Annotated in this window: 19 protein-coding genes and 1 pseudogene; 12 read left to right on the top strand and 8 right to left on the bottom strand. The window is 52.9% G+C overall.

The genetic code is table 11. The features are described from left to right. Window position 1: 1 nt before the first annotated feature. The 4 genes from ytaF to T458_RS40505 all read left to right on the top strand — a co-directional run bounded on the left by ytaF (window position 2) and on the right by T458_RS40505 (window position 5395). The gene (gene ytaF / locus T458_RS40520; RefSeq protein WP_023556773.1) at window positions 2-679 is read left to right on the top strand and encodes a sporulation membrane protein YtaF; all 678 of its coding nucleotides are present in this window, start codon (window positions 2-4) and stop codon (window positions 677-679) included. Between the two features lie 103 nt (window positions 680-782). Continuing rightward, window positions 783-3602 (top strand): calcium-transporting P-type ATPase, PMR1-type, encoded by a 2820-nt coding sequence (locus tag T458_RS40515; RefSeq protein ID WP_031305723.1) that lies wholly within the window; start codon window positions 783-785, stop codon window positions 3600-3602. A gap of 46 nt (window positions 3603-3648) precedes the next feature. Then, a complete protein-coding gene (yunB, locus tag T458_RS40510; protein WP_023556771.1) occupies window positions 3649-4368 on the top strand; it encodes a sporulation protein YunB in 720 nt (239 codons plus the stop codon). A 76-nt stretch (window positions 4369-4444) separates the two neighbouring features. Further along, entirely contained in the window at window positions 4445-5395 is a 951-nt protein-coding gene (locus T458_RS40505) for a copper amine oxidase N-terminal domain-containing protein (protein WP_023556770.1), read from the top strand. Here the strand turns inward: T458_RS40505 and T458_RS40500 are convergent, their stop codons facing one another. Beyond that, complete coding sequence (locus tag T458_RS40500) at window positions 5396-6580, bottom strand: MFS transporter (RefSeq protein ID WP_023556769.1); 1185 nt, start codon at window positions 6578-6580, stop codon at window positions 5396-5398. A 174-nt stretch (window positions 6581-6754) separates the two neighbouring features. Here T458_RS40500 and T458_RS40495 point away from each other — a divergent pair, with 174 nt between their 5' ends. The 5 genes from T458_RS40495 (at window position 6755) to T458_RS40475 (ending at window position 11026) form a co-directional block, all read left to right on the top strand. Continuing rightward, window positions 6755-7846, top strand: coding sequence for a PAS domain-containing sensor histidine kinase (locus T458_RS40495; RefSeq protein ID WP_023556768.1), 1092 nt, complete (start codon window positions 6755-6757; stop codon window positions 7844-7846). Further along, window positions 7821-8477, top strand: coding sequence for a response regulator transcription factor (locus T458_RS40490; RefSeq protein ID WP_023556767.1), 657 nt, complete (start codon window positions 7821-7823; stop codon window positions 8475-8477). The genes T458_RS40495 and T458_RS40490 overlap by 26 nt, the downstream gene beginning before the upstream one ends. Before the next feature lie 209 nt (window positions 8478-8686). Next, entirely contained in the window at window positions 8687-8848 is a 162-nt protein-coding gene (locus T458_RS40485) for a cytochrome c oxidase subunit 2A (RefSeq protein WP_023556766.1), read from the top strand. 27 nt (window positions 8849-8875) lie between these two features. Then, window positions 8876-9343 (top strand): cytochrome c oxidase subunit II, encoded by a 468-nt coding sequence (locus tag T458_RS40480; protein WP_023556765.1) that lies wholly within the window; start codon window positions 8876-8878, stop codon window positions 9341-9343. Window positions 9344-9358: 15 nt separating this feature from the next. Next, window positions 9359-11026, top strand: a complete 1668-nt coding sequence (locus T458_RS40475; RefSeq protein ID WP_023556764.1) for a b(o/a)3-type cytochrome-c oxidase subunit 1 — start codon at window positions 9359-9361, stop codon at window positions 11024-11026. Between the two features lie 627 nt (window positions 11027-11653). Here the strand turns inward: T458_RS40475 and cyoE are convergent. The 4 genes and pseudogenes from cyoE to T458_RS40465 form a co-directional block, all read right to left on the bottom strand. After that, the gene (gene cyoE / locus T458_RS40470; protein ID WP_023556762.1) at window positions 11654-12511 is read right to left on the bottom strand and encodes a heme o synthase; all 858 of its coding nucleotides are present in this window, start codon (window positions 12509-12511) and stop codon (window positions 11654-11656) included. Between the two features lie 10 nt (window positions 12512-12521). Beyond that, complete coding sequence (locus T458_RS0128795) at window positions 12522-13007, bottom strand: TetR family transcriptional regulator C-terminal domain-containing protein (protein ID WP_023556761.1); 486 nt, start codon at window positions 13005-13007, stop codon at window positions 12522-12524. Continuing rightward, window positions 13008-13112 (bottom strand): annotated as a pseudogene (locus T458_RS57785) (TetR/AcrR family transcriptional regulator); the annotation flags it as partial. It abuts the gene before it with no gap. Between the two features lie 421 nt (window positions 13113-13533). Then, complete coding sequence (locus tag T458_RS40465) at window positions 13534-14292, bottom strand: SDR family NAD(P)-dependent oxidoreductase (protein WP_023556759.1); 759 nt, start codon at window positions 14290-14292, stop codon at window positions 13534-13536. 107 nt (window positions 14293-14399) lie between these two features. Here T458_RS40465 and T458_RS40460 point away from each other — a divergent pair, with 107 nt between their 5' ends. Further along, window positions 14400-15038: a nitroreductase family protein gene (locus T458_RS40460; protein ID WP_023556758.1), complete on the top strand. Its 639-nt coding sequence runs from the start codon at window positions 14400-14402 to the stop codon at window positions 15036-15038. Window positions 15039-15069: 31 nt separating this feature from the next. On the opposite strand, the gene T458_RS40455 is transcribed toward T458_RS40460, so the two are convergent. The 3 genes from T458_RS40455 to T458_RS40445 are packed head-to-tail and all read right to left on the bottom strand — an operon-like array spanning window position 15070 to window position 18582. Then, window positions 15070-16473 (bottom strand): sensor histidine kinase, encoded by a 1404-nt coding sequence (locus T458_RS40455; RefSeq protein ID WP_023556757.1) that lies wholly within the window; start codon window positions 16471-16473, stop codon window positions 15070-15072. Continuing rightward, window positions 16460-17173, bottom strand: coding sequence for a response regulator transcription factor (locus T458_RS40450; protein WP_023556756.1), 714 nt, complete (start codon window positions 17171-17173; stop codon window positions 16460-16462). The genes T458_RS40455 and T458_RS40450 overlap by 14 nt, the downstream gene beginning before the upstream one ends. Before the next feature lie 44 nt (window positions 17174-17217). After that, window positions 17218-18582, bottom strand: a complete 1365-nt coding sequence (locus T458_RS40445) for a hypothetical protein (protein WP_023556755.1) — start codon at window positions 18580-18582, stop codon at window positions 17218-17220. 203 nt (window positions 18583-18785) lie between these two features. Between T458_RS40445 and T458_RS40440 the strand changes: the two genes are divergently transcribed. Both T458_RS40440 and rpmG read left to right on the top strand, forming a co-directional pair. Beyond that, window positions 18786-20000, top strand: coding sequence for a GTP-binding protein (locus tag T458_RS40440; protein ID WP_023556754.1), 1215 nt, complete (start codon window positions 18786-18788; stop codon window positions 19998-20000). Between the two features lie 13 nt (window positions 20001-20013). Continuing rightward, a complete protein-coding gene (gene rpmG / locus T458_RS40435; RefSeq protein WP_023556753.1) occupies window positions 20014-20163 on the top strand; it encodes a 50S ribosomal protein L33 in 150 nt (49 codons plus the stop codon). The last annotated feature ends 64 nt before the right edge of the window (window positions 20164-20227 follow it).

The raw sequence follows: 20227 nt of genomic DNA, 5'->3' as shown, positions 1-20227 counted from the left end.
TATGAGCGGATGGCTATCACTCCTGCTCGTTTCCCTGGCCATCAGCATGGACAGTGTCAGTGTTGGCTTGACGTATGGGCTGCGAAAGATGAAAATGCCATTTCTGTCTCTGATCGTGGTGTCTGGATGTTCGTTTGCTGTGGTGTACGGTGTCATGATGGTAGGCTCCTCGCTTACCTACTGGTTAACCCCCGAAGTCGGTCAGCGGGTAGGGGCTGCTGTCTTGATCGCGATGGGCTTGTTTACGTTTTGGCGGCTTGTCTCCTCCCCTCCACAAGCTGAATCAAGTCAGGAGGAGCTTCCCCCTCCTGTCGATGCTGCTGGACAGAGAGAGCCAGAACGTACGGTGTTGTCGCAGTTTCGCATGTTTGGCTTGATGATTCAGATCCTGCGCGATCCGTCCCAAGCGGATGCGGACCGCTCAGGGCATATTATGGGCTGGGAAGCCGTCATACTGGGGTTTGCCCTGTCCTTGGATGCCTTTGGAGCGGGGATTAGCTTGACGTTTTTGGGGTATTCGCCCCTGCTAGTCTCCCTTTGCATCGCGGTGATGAGCGCCTTGCTGCTGTGGACAGGATTGGCCTTGGGACGCGGGATTGGGCAGCATAAATGGCTGTCAGGACTCACCTGGCTTCCGCCGATCTTATTGATCTGCATTGGCGTGGCGAAAATCTTCTAAATCATATGCTTCCTGTCAGACCCGTCCATTCAAGAGGACGGGTTGTTTTATTTTCCAGCTCGTCTGCATAGACATGAGAAAGAGTGAGAAGTGGATGGAGGAGATGAAGGTGGAATCACAGCAACCCATTCGAAAATGGTACACGTTGGCAGCAACCGAAGTGATCGAAGCCCTTCAGAGCAATTCGTCGCAGGGACTGGCTCAACAGGAGGCTGAGCGGAGGCTGGCAAAACAAGGCGCCAACAAGTTGGCTGAGAGCAAGAAAAAGCCTCTCTATACGGTCTTTCTTGATCAGTTCAAGGATTTTATGGTGGTCATTCTGTTCATTGCCACGTTGATCTCGTACTTTCTCGGAGAGTATCTGGATGCGATCACCATTATCGCCATCATCATCATCAATGGCGTACTGGGCTTCATCCAGGAAGCGCGGGCGGAGCGATCCTTGCAAGCGTTGAAGGATCTAGCTTCCCCGATGGCGAGGGTAATGCGGGATGGACACCTCTCGATGATTCCCGCCTCCCAACTCGTGCCGGGAGATCTGGTCTTGCTGGAGGCAGGAGATCGCGTGCCAGCGGATCTGCGTCTCGTCTCGGCCAATCGACTGGAGATTGAGGAGTCGGCATTGACGGGAGAATCCTTGCCTGTCAGCAAGACCGCCCGCAAGCTGGAGCATACGAACGGAGCACAGGTTCCGCTCGGGGACCAGAAAAACCTCGGGTTCATGGGGACGATGGTCACCGGAGGGACAGGAAGCGGCATTGTCGTCGAGACAGGAATGAACACCGAGATTGGTAAAATCGCGCATCTGATGAACACAGCAGAGGAAGCCGAGACGCCATTGCAGGTCAGACTGGAGCAAATGGGTAAGATGCTGGTCGTAGTCGCCGTCTTGCTGACCATCGTAGTGATCGTGGCTGGGATTTGGCATGGCCATGAACTGTTTACCATGTTCCTGGCGGGTGTTAGCTTGGCAGTCGCAGCCATACCGGAAGGACTTCCTGCGATCGTGACGGTTGCGCTTGCCCTGGGCGTACAGCGCATGATTCGGCGCAACGCCATCGTTCGCAAGCTGCCGTCAGTGGAGACGTTGGGATGCGCCTCTGTCATTTGCTCAGACAAGACCGGAACTTTGACGCAGAACAAGATGACCGTCACCCATGTGTGGCACAGTGACACCATGTACGAGGTAAGCGGCAGAGGGTATGAGCCGCAGGGAGCGTTTCACCTCTATGGAAAAACGGTGTCGCCAGCCAGAGATGGCGCCTTGAACCAGATTCTGCGTATCGCGGATCGCTGCAACAATGCCACGTTGACCAGCGAGGAGCAGAGCGCTCGCAAGCTGCTGGGCATGGGCAAGACGACTCGGACCTGGCATGTCATGGGAGATCCGACAGAGGGAGCCTTGAAAGTCTTGGCGGCAAAAGGACAAGGCACAGGCTCTGAGCGCAGCAAAAACGGGCAGTCGGTTCGGGTAGAGGAGTACCCCTTTGACTCGGAGCGCAAAATGATGTCCGTGGTGGAAAAAGGAACAGACGGGACCTATACCTTGTTGACAAAAGGGGCGGCTGAGGCCATACTGGCCCGCTCTACGCATATTCTCTGGAAGGGAGAGCTGCAGCCGCTTTCCGCCACTCTGCGCCATCAGGTCCTGGATCAGACCGAAAAAATGGCGGCGCGCGCCCTTCGCGTTCTCGCCTTCGGCTATCGTCAACTGCAAGGGTATCGTTCCGGACAGCCCCACACTTCGATGGAAAACCATCTGGTGTTTGTCGGCCTTGTCGGGATGATCGATCCGCCGCGAGAAGAGGTACGACCTGCTATTGCCCTGTGTCATCAGGCTGGAATCAAGACAGTTATGATTACCGGGGATCACAAGGTGACGGCAGAAGCCATCGCCCGCCAGATCGGGATGACGCGCGGATACGGGGAAGTGCTGGAGGGCCGGGAGCTGGACAATATGTCGGATGATCAACTGGCGGAATACGCCGAGCGCGTCTCCGTCTACGCTCGCGTCTCGCCAGAGCATAAGCTGCGGATTGTACGGGCCCTGCAAAGCAGAGGACATGTCGTAGCGATGACGGGTGACGGAGTCAACGATGCTCCGGCGATCAAAACCTCCGATATTGGCATCGCGATGGGCATCACCGGGACGGATGTGACCAAGGAAGCCGCTGATCTCGTACTGCGTGACGACAACTTCGCCACCATCGTCGCCGCCGTGGAGGAAGGACGCAACATCTACGACAATATTCGCAAGTTTATCCGCTATCTGTTAGCCTCCAACGTCGGAGAAATCCTCGTCATGTTTTTCGCAATGCTGCTGGGTCTGCCGCTGCCTCTGGTGCCGATCCAGATTTTATGGGTGAACCTGGTGACTGATGGCCTGCCAGCGATGGCACTGGGTGTCGATCCAGCGGAGCGGGATACGATGTATCAAAAGCCGCGCAACAAGAACGAAAACATCTTCAGCCGCGGTCTCGGCTGGAAAATCATCAGCCGCGGATTTTTGATCGGAGCGATGACCTTGTTGGCATTCTGGCTCACACTCCACGAAAATCCGGACGATCTGGTGCATGCACAGACCGTCGCCTTCGTTACTCTCGTGATGGCGCAGCTGATCCACGTCTTTGACTGCCGCAGCCAATACAGCGTCTTTCACCGCAATATTTTTGAAAACAAATACCTGGTCTGGGCGGTCGTCTCCTCTCTGGTCCTGGTATTGGGCGTGGTATATATCGATGCCTTGCAGCCGATCTTCAAAACCACTGACCTGAACTTCCGGGATTGGGCCTTGATCCTTGTCACCTCGGGGATTCCAACCTTTGTAGCGGGGATTGGGGGCGTATTGTATGGCGGACGTTCTAAAGAAAAGAAAGCAGCACCCAAAAAGAAAAGCTCGTCCATGCGTACGGTTCGTCCATAGATAAACCAGGCCGATCGGCATCGTCAGGCAGGGAAGGGGATCACAAGTGCGCTTTCAGAGAAGACGGCGGGGCCGGCGGGGCAGACGAGGGAAACGGATCATAGCCGGTACCCTGATTACCATAGCCATTCTGATCTTGTTGTTCGTGATCGCGGAGCGCAGCCTGAAGCCCACGCTGATGCTGATCGCGCAAGCCAAGGCAGAGCAGATTGCCAAGCTTGCCATCATGGATGCAGTCACCAAGCGGATCAGCCAGCAAGGAGTGGACTTCAATCAGATCGTATTGATGGAAAAGGACCAGGACGGCGTGATTCGAGCCGTAAATTTCAACTTCAAGGAGTATTCCCGGATCGTAGGGGAGACGACCTCCCGCATTCAAAATCGCCTCCAGGAGTTCGAGCGGGAGGATGTGCAAACATCGATCCCGCTCGGGGTGGCGACCAAAAACGTCTTTCTCGAACATATCGGGCCGGATGTTCCGATCTCGTTTGCTCCCATCGGCGCAGTCAAGACACGTCTGGAAACAGACATGAAACAAGCGGGGATCAATATGGTGTTGGTGACGGTCTATATCCACGTGGATGTAACGTTGCGGATCATCATCCCGTTCGCGACCGATGAGCAATTGGTCACGACCAGAATCCCCATCACGGAAGCCTTGATCGTCGGCAAGGTTCCGCAGTATCTCTACAACAATCCGACAGGGAAACCGGACGTGCCGATGCCGCGAAATGCCTATTCGCCAGACAATCTGGAACAACCTTGAAACGTTTCATGAATGGCTTCGTCTCATTTGATGACAGACTAAGTACATGAACAGATGATAATGGAGGCGAAGCAACATGAAAAAAATTCGTACTGGTATGATGACATTAGCGGCAATGGCCGTTTTGGGAACGAACATGGTAACGGCAGCACCCTTGCAGGGCAAAGAGCTTTCCGTTCTGGTAAATGGGAATAAAATAGAGCAAATGGCGATTCAGAACCAGCAAACAGTGCTGGTGCCCCTGCGAACCGTAGCGGAATCGCTCGGATTCCAGGTAGCTTGGAATCCGCAAACAAAAGCTGCTGAAGTGAAGAAGGGCGAGATCTCGGGGCAGGTTGCACTGGATCAGGCCCAGAACACTCTTTACAACGGCACTACATATGTGCCAGTAGCCTTTGTCGAGAACGTTTTGCAGGCAGAAGTAAACGTAACAGAGGACACGGTCAAAGTGGAAGAAGAAAAAGAGGCGGCTCCTCCTGTCACCGGGAACGTCACCAAAGTAATGAAAAATGAAAAAGGCAATTACTCGATCCTGTTGAACGGATACGAGACCGGAATCATCCTGCACCTCAACGAGGACACCAAAATCACGTCCGCAGATGGCAAGGAATTGAAGCCTGAAGATTTGAAAATGGGTATGGAAGTAGAAGCGACGCATGCTAAGTTCATGGCGATGAGCATGCCGCCGCAGACCGGAGCCTACAGCATCGTGGTGAAAAGCAGTCTGGAGTCACCGGAAGTACTGGGCACAGGAGGCCGTCTGGTCAGCGTGGAGAAGGGGCAGGATGGCGCCTATCGCGTGAATGTAGAAGGCGAGCCCTTGTCTCAAGGATCTCAGGAGCAAGTCGTCCTGTTGATTACGGAAGATACCGTGATCGTCAATGCCCGCGACCAGAAGGCAATGAAGCCGGAAGATCTGAAACCGGAAATGAGAGTATATGCCTTCTATGGTCCAAAACTGACCCGCAGCCTGCCGCCGCAAGGAGTAGCGGAAAAGCTTGTTGTCGAAATTCCGGCAGAAAATTAATTACAAACGAAAGTGGTCCGGCTCAGGTCGGGCCGCTTCTTTTTTTATAGGGGCAGCGCGCAAACTGGAGAAGCCAGCAAGCAAGGCAATCACAGCGCTTAAAGAGACGATGCTGGCAAAACCGCCAAGCTCATAGAGCATGCCGCCCAGATAGGAACCCATCGTCATGCCCACATACATGCCGGTGATGTTCCAGGCCATGATCAACCCCAGATGAGAGGGGTATTCTGAGGCAAGTCTCGATTGGTAGGCAGGCACAAAAGCATAGCCTACAATCGACCAGGAAAAAAGCAGGAAGTACAGCCAGGGCATCTCCCGGTAAAAAAGTCCAACGGCAACCAGCATGAGAAAAAGACCAAACAAGCTGGTCGAAGAGATTGCTTTTGACCCCCAACGATCAGCCAGCTTTCCGCCAAAAAGACTGCCAAACATGGCGCCAAGTCCATAGGCAATCAGCGTGGAAGCAAGCTGGGAGGAGGATAATCCCGTCTCTTGGATAAAGGTTGTCCCGAGGTAGGTGTACACCGCGTAGATCGCAACAGCCCAATAGACGGTGACGAGGACAGATCGCAGCATGGAAACGACGGGTGCGGGTCCAGCGGTATTGGCTGGAGAGTGGCTTCTTTTGGTTTGGGGCCAGATGGCGAGGTTTATCCAAGCAAGAACGAAGCTGCATGCGGCGATGAGCCAAAAAGGAGAGCGCCAGCCGCCGTAGTCGGCCAGTAACGTGCCTAGCGGAGTTCCTATCCACAATCCTGTCAGATTGCCCGAAACAATAAAAGACAGCCAAGCGGCGCGTTTACCGGAGGGAGCGAGGTCGCTGACATAGGCGTATACACAAGGAGCGATGGCAGCGAGCGAAAGGCCTGCAACGGCACGGCTGCAAAGCAGCATCAGAAAAGAGGTGGACAAGCCCGTCCAGATATTTGCCAGGCAAAATCCAATTAATCCTCCCCATAAAATGAAACTGCGCTTGGTGTGCAGTTGGTCAAACAGGGACCCCATAAAGGGGGAGCCGCAGGCGTACATGATCGACATGATCGTAACGAGCCACCCTGCCTGCGCAGGAGTTAAGACAAATTCATCAGCGATAGAGGGCAGCAGCGGAGACATGATAAAGACATCAGTCCCTACGAGAAACAAGGTGGTTGCCCCGGTTAATAACCAGGCCCGTTCACTTTTCATCAAAATCCATCACTCCACTTTTCCGAATCAGGGCTCTCTACAGTTATATGGAGTCTGTATGAACCAGGCAACAAACCTAGTAAAAGAACATTGTTAAGGGAATTCCCTGATACACTTTCGCGCTTGTTCCCACTACAATAGCGTTAAGAATATAGGTGATCGAAGGAGGAGCGCATGGATACGTTGCCTACCGAGCAAATACAGTCAGGGGAAGATGTCTTTTTGCTGGAATCCATCTTTGCCAACGTAAGTGATGCGATCCTGGTTGTGGACGATGCAGGGTGGATCATAGCGGTAAACACAGCCCTGGAACAGATGACGGGCTGGACCAAAGAAGAGCTGATCGGGAAGAAGCATATCTGTGAATTGTGTCTGGGCATGGCGACATGCATGGAGGACTCTACATGTGCGGACTGCTTTTTCAAGCAAGTCCAGATGCCTTCCTTTGAAATGCGTTTGCGTACCAAGGACGGACGTGAACACCCGGTAGCCGCCAGCTCCACGCAGCTTCCGGTGGAATCAAAAGGCAAGCTGGTCATGATCATCCGCGACATGTCTGTCCAGCAAAAGACGGAGAAGGAGCGGCACCAGCACAAGCTGACCCATTTTGCCATTCAGGCGCAGGAGGAAGAACGCAAGCGGATTGCCCGCGAACTGCATGATGGAGTCGGGCAGGCGCTCTACAGCATTCTGGTTGGGCTCAATGTCATCGGGCAGGAGAATTTGAACGATCCGATCAAACAACACGTCAATGACCTGTTGCAGATGACAGCCAAAGCGATGGAGGAAGTAAAGCGCATGGCTCTAGAGCTGCGCCCCTCTGCGCTGGATGATCTGGGGCTGCTGCCTGCAGTGCGGTCGCTGATGAAGCGGGTAGAGAAAAGCTTCCACATCCAAGTGGAGCTGCATGTGCAAGGGGAGCGGCGCCGATACTCGACAGCGGTCGAGACAGCGCTGTACCGGATCCTGCAGGAGGCAATGACCAATACCGCCAAATATGCGCAGGCAACCAAGCTGGGGATTGTGTTTGAAGATCGGGAAAAAGAAATTGTGTTGACCATCGTGGATGACGGGATTGGCTTCGATGTCGGGCAAGCCATGAAAGAAGGGAAAGGACTGGGGCTGTTCGGCATGAAGGAGCGAGCTCAGCTGTTGGGAGGTACGGTCGACATTCGCTCTGCACCTGACGAAGGCGCCACGTTGATCGTTCGCATTCCACTGCCAAAGGAGGGGACAAAAGATGACGATTCGCGTGCTGATCGCTGACGACCATGCGATTGTTAGGTCGGGCCTGGGGATGCTGCTTGAAGCCCATGGGGATATGCAGGTAGTCGGCTACGCCGCTGACGGGAAGGAAGCCTGTGAAAAGGCGTTGGAGCTGAACCCCGATGTCGTGCTGATGGATTTGAGCATGCCGCCTGGAGAAAACGGGCTGACGGCTACCGCCAGATTGAAGGAAACCGCCCCGCACATTCAGGTGCTGGTGCTGACGATGCACGATGATGAGGAGTATTTGTTCCGGGTGCTGCAGGCAGGGGCTGCTGGGTACATTTTAAAAAGCGCCCCGGATCTGGATTTGATTCACGCCATTCGTACGGTGAATCAGGGATTGGCGTACCTCTATCCCTCGGCCACCAAATCGCTGATCGAAGAGTTTTTGCATATGGTAAAAAATGGGGAAGAACAAGCGAAGTATGAGATTCTGACGGATCGTGAAAAAGAAGTGCTTGTGCTGATCGCCAAAGGCTTCAGCAATAAGGAGATCGCAGAGCAATTGGTGGTTTCGGTCAAGACGGTGGAGTCGCACAAAGCGCATATCATGGAGAAGCTGCATCTTCGCACGCGCCCCGATCTGGTTCGCTATGCGATCAAAAAAGGGTGGCTTGATTTCGAATAAAAGGCAGTATATGCCATCGTATTTATGACGACCTGATCAGGGTCGTTTTTTCATTTTGACCAGATTGTGACAGAAATGAGGGAATATCAGGAGGATTCTGTCTCAGAATAGGGGATTTCCCTGAAATACTTCCGGCTCTTCGCAAAGGTAGAATGAAGGCGTAACAGGAACGACGCCATGTGACTGGTCAGGAAAGGAGCGTAAGAGCGATGGAGACACAAAGAAACACCCAGAGCGAGACGAAAAAGTCCCCACAGACACAGCCGCACCAGGAAAATCTCAAAGGGACGTTTGCTGCCGTAATCATAGTTGGACTCATTATTCTCTTAAGTTGGTTCGGCATCTTCGGACTTTTCCTGGAACGGGCGTAAGAGAGGATGTAAGGGAGGTTATGGATCATGCATTTACACCGTTATGAAAAAATTTGGCTGATTTTGGGTGCTGGCGGACTAGCGCTGTTCATCCTCTTGTTATGCATCAATGCCTTCGCGATGGGGATGGCGCCGCCTAGCAATATGACAATGATCGATCCGGCCAAGGTGACGGAAACACCGCCGTTTGACAATCCTGGTCTGACAAAGGTGGGCGAACAGGAGTATGACGCCTACATGACGGCTTTCGCTTTCGGGTTTGCTCCCAATAAAATGGAGGTGCCGCTTGGGGCCAAGGTTAATTTTCATGTGACCAGCCCGGACGTCATCCACGGCTTCCAGATTCCCGGGACCAACGTCAACTTCATGGTTTTGCCAGGCCATATCAGTTCTGCCACCTACACGTTTGACGAACCCGGTGAATATCTGATTCTTTGCAATGAATACTGCGGGGCCGGTCATCAGGTGATGGCGACTACGATTATTGTGAAATAAAGGCAGGTGACGAAGATGAATATCTTGCAAAAGAATCAAACCAAGGCGGCAGCCGTTGACAGACCCGCTGCCCGGCTCAGTCTGGCGTACGTCTGGGTGGCGTACATCGCGTTCGGCGTCGCAGCACTGGCGGGTATGCTGCAGGGCATGGTGCGCGGAGGAATCATCGAGCTGCCGAGCTGGATGAATTACTACCAGATTTTAACAACCCATGGCGTATTGATGGCCTTGATTTTTACCACGTTCTTCATCATCGGGTTCCTCTATTCCGGGGTAGCCAAGACGACAGGCGGGACCCTGCACGGCTCCGCGCTGGGCTGGGGATGGTCTGGCTGGATTCTGATGGTGATCGGTACCTTGATGGCGGGAACCATGATTATCCTCAATGAAGCTTCTGTCCTATATACGTTTTATGCACCGCTCAAGGCTTCGCCGATCTTTTATATCGGAACGGCTCTGGTTGTCGTCGGCAGCTGGCTGGCAGGTTTCGGGATTTTCTCGCGCTATCGCAAATGGAGACGCTTGAACAAAGGGCAAAATTCTCCGCTGTTCCTGTACATGTCCGTGACCACTTATGTCCTGTGGATGGTGGCAACGATCCCCGTGGCAGTCGAAGTCGTGTTCCAGCTGATTCCCTGGTCGCTCGGCTGGACGCCCACGATCAATATCATGCTCAGCCGCACCTTGTTCTGGTTCTTCGGACATCCATTGGTCTACTTCTGGCTCTTGCCGGCCTACATTGCCTGGTATGTCTGCGTGCCGCGCGTAATTGGCGGCCATATATTCAGTGACTCGCTGAGCCGATTGGCTTTCATCTGCCTCTTGCTCTTCTCGATCCCGGTCGGTTTTCACCACCAATTGATGGAGCCTGGGATCTCCGAAGGGTGGAAAATGATTCACGTCATCCTGACCCTGATTGTAGTGATTCCATCCTTGATGACGGCATTCTCCATGTTTGCCATCTTTGAGACGACGGGACGCAAAAAAGGCGGGGTTGGTCTCTTCGGATGGTTCAAAAAACTGCCTTGGACCGATGTGCGCTTCTTCGCACCGTTTATGGGGATGCTGTTCTTCATCCCTGGCGGTGCAGGAGGGATCATCAACGCAAGTAACCAGTTAAACGCAGTTGTCCACAATACCATTTGGGTTACTGGCCACTTCCATATCACGGTCGGAGCGGCTGTCGCTCTCACATTCTTCGGTGTCAGCTTCTGGCTCATTCCGGTATTGACCGGTCGTACGCTTACTCCGACTGCCAACCGGATGGGAATGGTGCAAACGGTCTTCTGGTCGGTCGGGATGTTCATCATGTCGGCTGCCATGCACACCATGGGGCTGGAAGGTGGACCTCGCCGTACGGATTTCACGACCTATATGGATCATCCATTAGCATTGGGCTGGATGGATTACCAGCGCGTGATGGCGTTTGGCGGCGGTCTGCTCTTCGTAGCAGCAGTCCTGTTGATCCTGATTCTGCTCTACCTCACCTTTATGGCGCCAAAAGGGCATACGGAATATCCGATCGCCGAGACGGAGGAAGCTCAGCCTGTACCGCGCATTTTGGAGCGTTGGACCGTCTGGGTTGGCGTTCTCGTAGTGCTGATCGTGCTGGCATACGGGTATCCAATCATGGAGCAAATCCAGCATCAGGCGCCTGGTTCGCCGCCGTTCCGTACTTGGTAGCGGAGGCGGGCAACATGAATAGTTAAAAAGAAACGAGGCTGTCCACATGGGCAGCCTCTGACAATCTAAAGCACCTATGCGGTGCTTATATTTTTTACCACCACAGCAATGGTGATGAATTGTAAACAATGCGAATCACTTTTCCAAATGGCATTTATACGGACCAATTGGAGCTGCATGTAACATACCAGACAGTACGAACGTCCTCTGGATTAAAAGTACTTTCTATCCTAGTCCAAGAAGTTCCTACTGGAATAGAATTGGTTACCTGATTTGAAAAGGGGGTGAATCAGTTGAATATTAAAGTGCTAAAGTTAGTTTTGGTGGTACTATTTACACTTGTTATCCACTTTATAACAAGTGCTTTTTCAATTGAAAACACATACACCAATCATACAGTTGAGTTAATTTTATCTTTAATCGCGGCTATTCTCTTAACGGAGATGCTTATTGATACAAATGACAAATAAAGGGTTCGGCCCCTATACCCCCGAATGTAACGTTTTTGTTCTGCTGACCAAGTTCAACAGAAAAAGGGAACGTTACCGCCCCCCTTGCTATAGAACCTTATACTTTTTAAAATTTCCGTTTGGTCAGCTTCTTTGTTTGGGTGTTGTTTTTTTTTCGTTAAGCATGCGTGGTATCCAGTATCATCACGACGAACACGATCATCAGGTAGTTAATCGAGATGATGAAATTAACCTTTGCCCATCTGTCATCATCCTTCGCGCGGAAGCCCTGCAGCGTGTGAACGAGCCAGATCAGCGCCAAAGCGAGGGAGAGGATGAGAAAATAAATGCCGACATAACCGTAGGTATACATCAGGATAGATGCGGGAAACAGCAGCAAAATATAAGGAAGCATCTGTTTTTTTGTACGGAGAATCCCTTTGACGACAGGAAGGAGCGGAAATCCTGCTGCCCGGTATTCTTCTACACGGCGTATAGCCAGAGACCAGAAGTGAGCGGGCTGCCAAAGGAACAGCAGGGCAAACAAGATCCATGCTCCTGCATCGATTTCGCCTGTCACCGCACAATAGCCGATAACAGGTGGCATCGCGCCGGAGATGCCGCCGACGGAGGTACTCCAGGTCGAATTTCGCTTCAACCACATGGTATAGATCACGACATAGACGAATATTCCCAACAGACCAAGCCATCCGGTCAAAGCATTGACAAGCCCGAACAACACGGCCAAACCGGCTATGCCAAGGATAATCGCGTAGATGAGCACGCTTTGCGGCTGCATCCTCCCTTGGGGCAGGGCTCGATCGCGGGTACGGGCCATTTTTTTATCGAAGTCCCGGTCCAGGAAGTTGTTGAACACACAGGCGGATGCCATCGTCAACGCGGAGCCGAGGAGCATCCACAAAAAGGTCCAACCATCAATATTCCATTTGGAAGCGACCCAATAACCGCCAAATGCTGCAATGGCATTCAATCGAATGATACGCGGCTTTGTCAGGGCCACAAGATCTTTTAGCACAGTGCACCTCCTAAGGTTTGTCTGAAGTTTGATTGCGGGCGCTCTCAGGCACGATATGTAGCTCGAGGGGAGCAGCTTCTAGCGTTGTTCCGTGCAAAAAAACCGCGACCGCCATACGATGAAGCTCGATGGGGGCGGCAAGGGGTTCATGGCGTGCAGTGTTCAAGCCCGCAAAGACGGCATAAAGAATCTGTGCGAGCTGGTCCGGGTCATGCCGAGGGTGAATCACGCCTTCGTCGATGGCCTCCTGCAGAACAGAGTGAAAAATCCTGCGCTGACGCTGGACAGCCAACATGATTTGCTCACTGACAGCGGGCGCAGCAGCCTCGCTGGCGCGGAATTCATCGGCTGCACGGATGAGCGGGTTCTGAAAATCTTCGGCGACGTGATCCGCAAGCCCGTATAATTTTTCTACCGCTGAACCGTATCGCAGCTCTTTGGCAGACCACTGCTCGATCCACTCATCTACCTGTTCCTCCAGCAAATAAAGGAACAATCCTTCCTTGCTCTTAAAGTGGTAGTAGAGGTTGCCTTTACTGCTTCCAGAGGCAGCGATAATATCCTCAATCGAAGTTCCGAGATAGCCCTTTAGTGAAAACAGATCTTTGGATACGAGTGCTATTCGTTGCTTTGTTTCTGTATTGCCACGCGAACGCGAACCTTTTGTACGAATAGACCATCATTTCCTTCCATTTCATATAAACAGAACGTTCGGTCTAGAATACGATACCATAACTTCCTAGTGGGGACAAGCATCGAAGACGTGACGAAATAGGGGAATCTAATGCCGATGAAAAGAAGAAGGGCGCCCCGAACCTGTTATGGTATTCGGGACTCCCTTGGTTCGCTATTGATTCAATACAAAAGCTCTTGCCAGGCGAGAATGGCGAGGATTAAAAAACCGATCGCAAGCAGCCACAGAGCGATCACCTTCAGGTCTTCTTCTTCAAACGGCATAGGACTCCTCCTTTATTCTGTATTACCCATAGGGTATTCATGGAGGAGGGGAATGGTTTGGCTGATTACGGAGCGTAGATCATCTTGCGTGTCATCCCGCCGTCGATGACGAGCTCTGTGCCTGTGATAAAGTCATTTTCCTTTTGTGTCAGGAACAGGCAGGCGCGGGCAATGTCATCCGGACGACCGACGCGGCCCGCAGGATGCTGGGCATGATCCTCATCTCGCAGCTCTGCGTAATCACCCGTTTCAATCCAGCCGGGAGAGATCGCGTTCACCGTGATGCGGTCGGGGGAAAGGGAAACCGCGAGCGCATGGGTCAGAGCGAGGATGCCGCCCTTGGATGCAGCGTAAGCCTCTGTGTTGGGTTCGGATTGATGGGCGCGCGTGGAAGCGAGATTGATGATCGCGCCGCCGCCGTTGTGTCGCATAATCCGTGCCGCTTCCCGCGAGGCTAGGAACACGCTGCGCAGATTAGTGTTGAGAATCCGATCCCAAGCTTCTACAGACAGGTCGTAGGGAGATTCCCAGGCGCTGATTCCAGCATTGTTCACCAATACATCCAGACGTCCCCATCGATCATCCACCATACGCATCAGGTCTTCGATTTGCTTCGGCTGGCTGACATCGACGGGGTGAAAAACGGCACTGCCCCCTGCGGCAGCATGCGTTTGCTGGATGGTATTGGCGGCCGCTTCTCCTGCTTGCGGGTCGCGCTCGGCAATGACGACATGCGCGCCGTGGGCAGCATACATCGCAGCGACAGCGCGCCCGATTCCTTGCCCGCTGCCAGTGACGATTACGACTTGATTGAGTAATTGCATCTATGTTCCTCCTAACTGATAAAATATAATAAAAATAGTTGCAAACAAAAAGTAAGTAAATTACAATTAGGAACTAGTTAGGGCAAACCATTAGGAGGCTGAATGTAATGTTGCAGACCGATTTGTTGACATTGGAACAAGTGATCGAAGCTCGTCATAGTGTGCGTAAATACGATCCTCAAGCCGTCATACCCAAGGAAGATTTGCAGGAGATCCTGCGCTTGGCAGCCCAGGCACCGTCTTCCTGGAACCTGCAGCACTGGCGTTTTCTCGTGGTGACGGATCAGGCTGTCAAAGAAAAACTGCTGCCGATTGCCAATGGACAGCAACAGGTGGTAGACGCTTATGCCACCATTATCATACTGGGAGATTTGGAGGCAGACAAGTCCGCTCGTCCTGTCTATGAAGGGGCTGTCGCCAAAGGTGCGATGAGCCAGCAGGTAGCAGATACCCTGATCGGGCAGATTGAGGGGGCCTATGCATCGAATCCCGCCCTGGCCCGTGATGAAGCGATCCGCAATGCGTCTTTTGCGGCGATGCAGCTCATGCTCGCGGCGAAAGCCAAAGGGTACGATACCTGCCCGATGGGGGGCTTTAACCGCGACGCTTTGATTGAAGCGCTGAATATCCCGGCTCGCTATTTGCCGACGTTGATGATTACGTTGGGCAAGGCCAGCGCGGCCGCTCATCCAAGCGATCGCTTCGATCTGACTCAATTGGTGATTGAAAACCAGTTTACATCCTAATGACAAAAAGGGCAGGGGACCTATGGGTTTCCTACCCTTTTTTCGTGGACGGGGCCAACGGAAGTTCGACCGTAATCGTCGTACCCTTGCCCAGTATGCTGGAGACAGCAAAACGTCCCGTATGCAACTGTACAATCTCCTTGCAAATCGCGAGTCCCAGACCGCTGCCGGAGAGCTTGGAACGGCCTTTGTAGAACTTCCCTGTGACATATGCAAGGTCCTCTGGGGCGATTCCCTCCCCCGTGTCAGAGACAAGGATGGTCAGACGTCCGTTTTGATCGGATGCAGACACAGAGATTTTCCCGCTTGGCGGCGTGAATTTCAGAGCATTGTCCAGCAGGTTGACGAATACCTGCTTGAGACGATTGGGATCGCCCATCACGGTCAAGGGATTATCCGGCAGCTCCAATCGCAGAGCGATCTGTTTTTCCTGGGCGGGAATCGTAAATTGCACGTACAAATCCTCCAGCAATTCGCGCATGTCCATTCGTTCTTGACACAGCTTTATCTCCGCAGACTGAAACTTGGAAAAGTCCAGCAAATCCTCCACGAGGCCGATCAGCCGATCGGTCTCTTTGGAGATGACCTCCAGACCGAGCATGGTTTCTTCCTGGTCTTTCAGCCCGCCTGAGATCAGAGTTTCCCCCCATCCCTTGATAGACGTCAAGGGAGTGCGCAGCTCATGGGAAACGGAGGAGATAAAGTCGTTTTTCAGTTTCTCGTTTTTTCCGATTTCTGCGGCCATGTAATTGAAGGTGTCTGCCAGCGTCCCGACCTCGTCGTCAAAGCGCTTGGCCGCCCGTACCGAGTAGTTCCCTTTTGCCATCTGGATCGCGGCTTTGGTCAGATCCTCGATCGGGTCTACGATGCGCTTGGCAATGATCAAGCTAAGCATCATCGCCAGCAGAATGACGACGATGCCTACTCCCGCGCCGTAGAGGGCAATCCGATTGACCGCGTGATAAAGCGGCTCAGCCGAGATGGAGTAGCGCAGCACGCCTACGTAGTCGCCTGCATGGGTGAGTGTATCGGATACGGCGATCACGCGCTCCCGGGATTGCGGAGTTTTCCCGATGTACAGGCCGGTTTTCCCCAGCAAAGCTTCCTCTACGTCAGGGGTCCTGATGATCTCGCCGGTCTGGAAGCCATACGAGTTGAGAATCAGCTTCCCGTTTACGTCCAGGACCTCGATCTTGGCGTATTCATCCGGTTGGATGCTCTCCAGGATGTAGCGGGTCTTTCGCTTGAGATTGTAATCTGCCGTGTACTTGTTGATAAAGGTGGTAAAGGTCTCCGTTCGGGTCACCAGAGCTTCCGTCGCTGTCCCGAAATAGTAGGTGTGAACCGCCCAGTAAAACAAGCCCTCGAGAAGCAGGACGATCAAGAGGAGGATCAGTCCGAAATGGATGATCATGCGGCTTCTAATTCCTCGCATCGGTGTGATCCTTTCGCCAAAGATAGCCATAGCCCCATACAGTTTCCAGGTAGACGGGGTGAGCAGGATCAAGCTCGATTTTTTGTCGGATGCGGCGGATATTGACATCGACTACCTTCAAGTCTCCGACGAAAAATTGCCCCCATACATTCGACAGAATCTCATCGCGACTGATCGCTTTGTTGGCATTTTCGCCGAGCAGCTTGATGATGGCGAATTCCTTGGGTGTCAGAATGAATTCCTGCTCCTTTTTGATCAGCCGGCGTTCGTCCAGCAGCAAGGTAAAGGGGCAGAGGTCGATCCTATTTTTCTCTTCTGGGGCCGGTGTTGCTGTGGGGGAGAGCCGGCGATGCAAAGCTTTGACGCGCGCGATCAACTCAGCAGGACTGAACGGCTTGCTCATATAGTCGTCTGCGCCGTATCCCAGCCCCAGGACCTTGTCGGCTTCCTGGCTCTTGGCCGTCAGCATGATAATGCCCATGCGCGGGTATTTTTCGCGCAATCGTCCGCATACCTCGAAGCCGTCGATGCCGGGCAGCATGACATCGAGGATCGCAATCTCAATGTCGGGTTGGCTGTCGGCCAGCTCAAGCGCTTCTTCACCGGTCGCAGCTTCTATGACATCGTAGTTTTCGCGACACAGATTGATCCTGACGAAATCGCGAATCGATTTTTCATCTTCCAGCAGTAAGACTTTCATCCGGTCATTCTCCTTGTCTATTGAATCTGTACTCGGCCTGACCGCTATAGAGGCATCTGCAATGGGCGGTAGAACTGGCGAATCTCTTCCGTTGACAGCAGCATGGAGGAATAGACCTCCCGGGTGGAAGCGCTCATCTTGGAAGGCATTTCTGGTTGAATCGCCACATGAACCGTTTTTCCGCCCTCTTTTAATATGACGTAGGAACGCTGCTGTTGTTCCCATTTCTCAGCTGCTTTACTCCATTCCTGCTGCGGTACAGCCTGCAAAGTAAGGAGTGGCAGCTTTTCGCCTGTCGCTTCCTGGTAATAGTAAAAAGTCGTCATCTGCGGTTCGTTTTGCGGCTCGTTCGCTACTGTGAATTTTCCAGCCCATTTGTCCGGAATGCGAAAATCCAGTCCGAAATCGTAATTCTGGTAATGGTCTTCTATATGTGCCAATCCGTCTTTTCCATCCCACTGAAAGTAGGAGGCGATCCAAGGGATGGCGTACATCGGCAAGTCTTCGGTTCCAGGAGGCTGGGTATGAATGCCGATCTCAATCAGACCGTCCTGGTTGATATCTTCGCTTAACAAGGGATAGGGCTTAAAAGTCATTTCCATCTCGCTGTTGTTCCTGGCGAGCGGATTGCGCAGCTTGCCGTCCTCCCAGATCCACAGGTCTGTCGAGGCGGAGTGGGCACCTAGCCCGGCTTCAATGAAAAGTCCGTTCTTATCGTGGGATGCTTTGCCGATCAAAGCCTGGTCGTAGCCGTTCACGTGTCCGTCCAATGTCTGCTCGGCCAGCTTGGTCATTTTTTGGTCGGTTACACCGTACAGATGTAGGGTGGAGACAAGCTTGTCGTGATCATGAACGATGACAGCCAATTCAGCTTTGCCATCCTGATCCAAATCACCGACTGCCAGGACCGAATAGGGCAGTTTTATCTGCTCTTGAAGTCGTCCTTGCTCCAGGGAGTAGATGGAGAGCTCCTTGTTGAGATCGTCGCCAGCCCCCAAGCCGATCAGGATCTCCGGCTGGTTGTCGCCGGTTAGGTCGTCGAATTGGACGAAATCCAGCCTGTTCCCGATGTTGCTGAATGAGGTCAGCTTCTCCCAGTGCCCCTTGTTCTGGGTCAGGATCAAAACCCCGATCTCGTAATCATTTTTTTCCGTTTTATAAAAGGCGACAGCCTCCGGGATGCCATCTGCGTCCAGATCTCTCAACGAGACCGCGCTTGACTCATCAGGGTTCAGGGGAACGGTCAGCTGCGAGCCCGCCGGCAAATACTGCATGATCGCCTGATTGATGCTCTTCTGGTCGCTATCCGAGGATGGAGCCCGCATCAATTCGTTGGGAGTCTCGACCAGTCCGCATCCGCTGGTCAAGAGAGCAAAGAGAATGGCCGATCTGAGCCAGGATTTGTTCATGTGTAAGGTTCCTTTCTGTGGCTGAATCCATTTGATTCTATTGTAGCTTGTCCTGATTCAAAAGTTGTTGCAAATCGGTAAAAATGAGACAAAGCGTAATTATTACGATTTGTATTGACGCGATCGGGAGGGATCGGGTAGGATGTTGTTAAATCGTATTCACTACGATTTATAAGAACAATATCGGGAGGGGCGTGCTTGCCATGCACGATACACGAATACCTGTCACCGTATTGAGCGGTTATCTGGGAGCGGGGAAAACCACTTTGCTCAATCATGTGCTGAACAATCGGGAAGGACTGCGCGTCGCGGTCATCGTCAACGATTTGAGCGAGCTTAATATTGATGCAGATTTGATTGCACAAGGCGGCGGGCTTTCCCGTGTCGAGGAAAAAGTCGTCGAGCTGTCCAATGGCTGCATCTGCTGCACGCTGCGGGAGGATTTGCTGACAGAAGTGGAGCGACTGGCGATGGAAGGCTGCTATGACTACATATTGATCGAGTCGACTGGCATCGGGGAGCCTGTTCCGGTCGCCCAGACCTTTACGTACGTCGATGAAGAGAATGGGATCAACCTCTCGGAGACTTGTCGCCTGGATACGATGGTCACGGTCGTGGATGCCTATCGCTTCTGGCATGATTTTTCCTCCGGGGAAAGTCTGTTGGAACGCAATCAGGCAGTAGGGGAGGAAGATACCCGGGAGGTCGTCGATCTGCTGATCAGCCAAATCGAGTTTTGTGACGTGCTGATTCTCAACAAGTGCGATCTGGTTGCCCCAGATGAACTGGCACAGTTGGAGAGCGTGCTACGCAAGCTGCAGCCGCAAGCGCGTCTGATCCGGGCCAGCAGAGGACAAGTGGAGCCGCATGAAATCTTGAATACGGGCCTGTTTGATTTCGAGCGGGCCAGTCAATCCGCGGGATGGATCTATGAATTGGAAAAAGAGGAGCATGTCCCCGAGACGGATGAGTACGGCATATCGTCGTTCGTCTACCGAGCCAGGAGGCCTTTCCATCCAGAAAGGCTGCAGCAATGGCTAATGGGGTGGCCAGAGGAGGTCGTGCGTGCCAAAGGCTTTTTCTGGCTGGCGACACGCAATGATTGGGCGATGACAGTAAGTCAAGCGGGTCCTTCGATCGAGATCGGCACGGCGGGATACTGGACGGCCGCTTTGCCCCCGGAAGAGCAGCAGGTCCTGCTGGCAGAGGATCCAGAGTGGGCTGCTTCCTGGGACCCTGTGCATGGGGACCGGGTGACGGAGCTTGTTTTCATTGGAATCGGGCTGGATCAGGAAGCGATTGTGAAGCAGCTCGACTCCTGCTTGTTGACGGATGAGGAATACGCGGAAGATTGGAGCCGTCTGCCAGATCCGCTGCCGACGTCGAATGTCGTGGTAGAAGCTGTCATGGAAGCATAAGGAGGGTCGCATCGTGAGAGTAATCGTAACCTTGCAATGTACGGAGTCGGGTGATCGCAACTACATCACCTCCAAGAACAAACGGAATCATCCCGAACGCCTGGAGCTGAAAAAATATTCACCGCGTCTAAAACGCCATACGTTGCATCGGGAAACCAAATAGCAACGAAAAAACAAGCTCTCCCTTCGCAGTTGGAAAGGAGAGCTTGTTTTCGTTTTATGTTCAA

This window comes from Brevibacillus panacihumi W25 (assembly GCF_000503775.1).
Classification (GTDB): Bacteria; Bacillota; Bacilli; order Brevibacillales; family Brevibacillaceae; genus Brevibacillus; species Brevibacillus panacihumi_A.
This window is presented reverse-complemented; position numbering and strand designations above follow the sequence as displayed.

Coding starts and splice junctions, on each gene's coding strand:
- ytaF (WP_023556773.1), top strand. CDS start 2: ATGAGCGGATGGCTATCACTCCTGCTCGTTTCCCTGGCCATCAGCATG.
- T458_RS40515 (WP_031305723.1), top strand. CDS start 783: ATGAAGGTGGAATCACAGCAACCCATTCGAAAATGGTACACGTTGGCA.
- T458_RS40505 (WP_023556770.1), top strand. CDS start 4,445: ATGAAAAAAATTCGTACTGGTATGATGACATTAGCGGCAATGGCCGTT.
- T458_RS40500 (WP_023556769.1), bottom strand. CDS start 6,580: ATGAAAAGTGAACGGGCCTGGTTATTAACCGGGGCAACCACCTTGTTT.
- T458_RS40495 (WP_023556768.1), top strand. CDS start 6,755: ATGGATACGTTGCCTACCGAGCAAATACAGTCAGGGGAAGATGTCTTT.
- T458_RS40490 (WP_023556767.1), top strand. CDS start 7,821: ATGACGATTCGCGTGCTGATCGCTGACGACCATGCGATTGTTAGGTCG.
- T458_RS40485 (WP_023556766.1), top strand. CDS start 8,687: ATGGAGACACAAAGAAACACCCAGAGCGAGACGAAAAAGTCCCCACAG.
- T458_RS40480 (WP_023556765.1), top strand. CDS start 8,876: ATGCATTTACACCGTTATGAAAAAATTTGGCTGATTTTGGGTGCTGGC.
- T458_RS40475 (WP_023556764.1), top strand. CDS start 9,359: ATGAATATCTTGCAAAAGAATCAAACCAAGGCGGCAGCCGTTGACAGA.
- T458_RS40465 (WP_023556759.1), bottom strand. CDS start 14,292: ATGCAATTACTCAATCAAGTCGTAATCGTCACTGGCAGCGGGCAAGGA.
- T458_RS40460 (WP_023556758.1), top strand. CDS start 14,400: ATGTTGCAGACCGATTTGTTGACATTGGAACAAGTGATCGAAGCTCGT.
- T458_RS40455 (WP_023556757.1), bottom strand. CDS start 16,473: ATGCGAGGAATTAGAAGCCGCATGATCATCCATTTCGGACTGATCCTC.
- T458_RS40450 (WP_023556756.1), bottom strand. CDS start 17,173: ATGAAAGTCTTACTGCTGGAAGATGAAAAATCGATTCGCGATTTCGTC.
- T458_RS40445 (WP_023556755.1), bottom strand. CDS start 18,582: ATGAACAAATCCTGGCTCAGATCGGCCATTCTCTTTGCTCTCTTGACC.
- T458_RS40440 (WP_023556754.1), top strand. CDS start 18,786: ATGCACGATACACGAATACCTGTCACCGTATTGAGCGGTTATCTGGGA.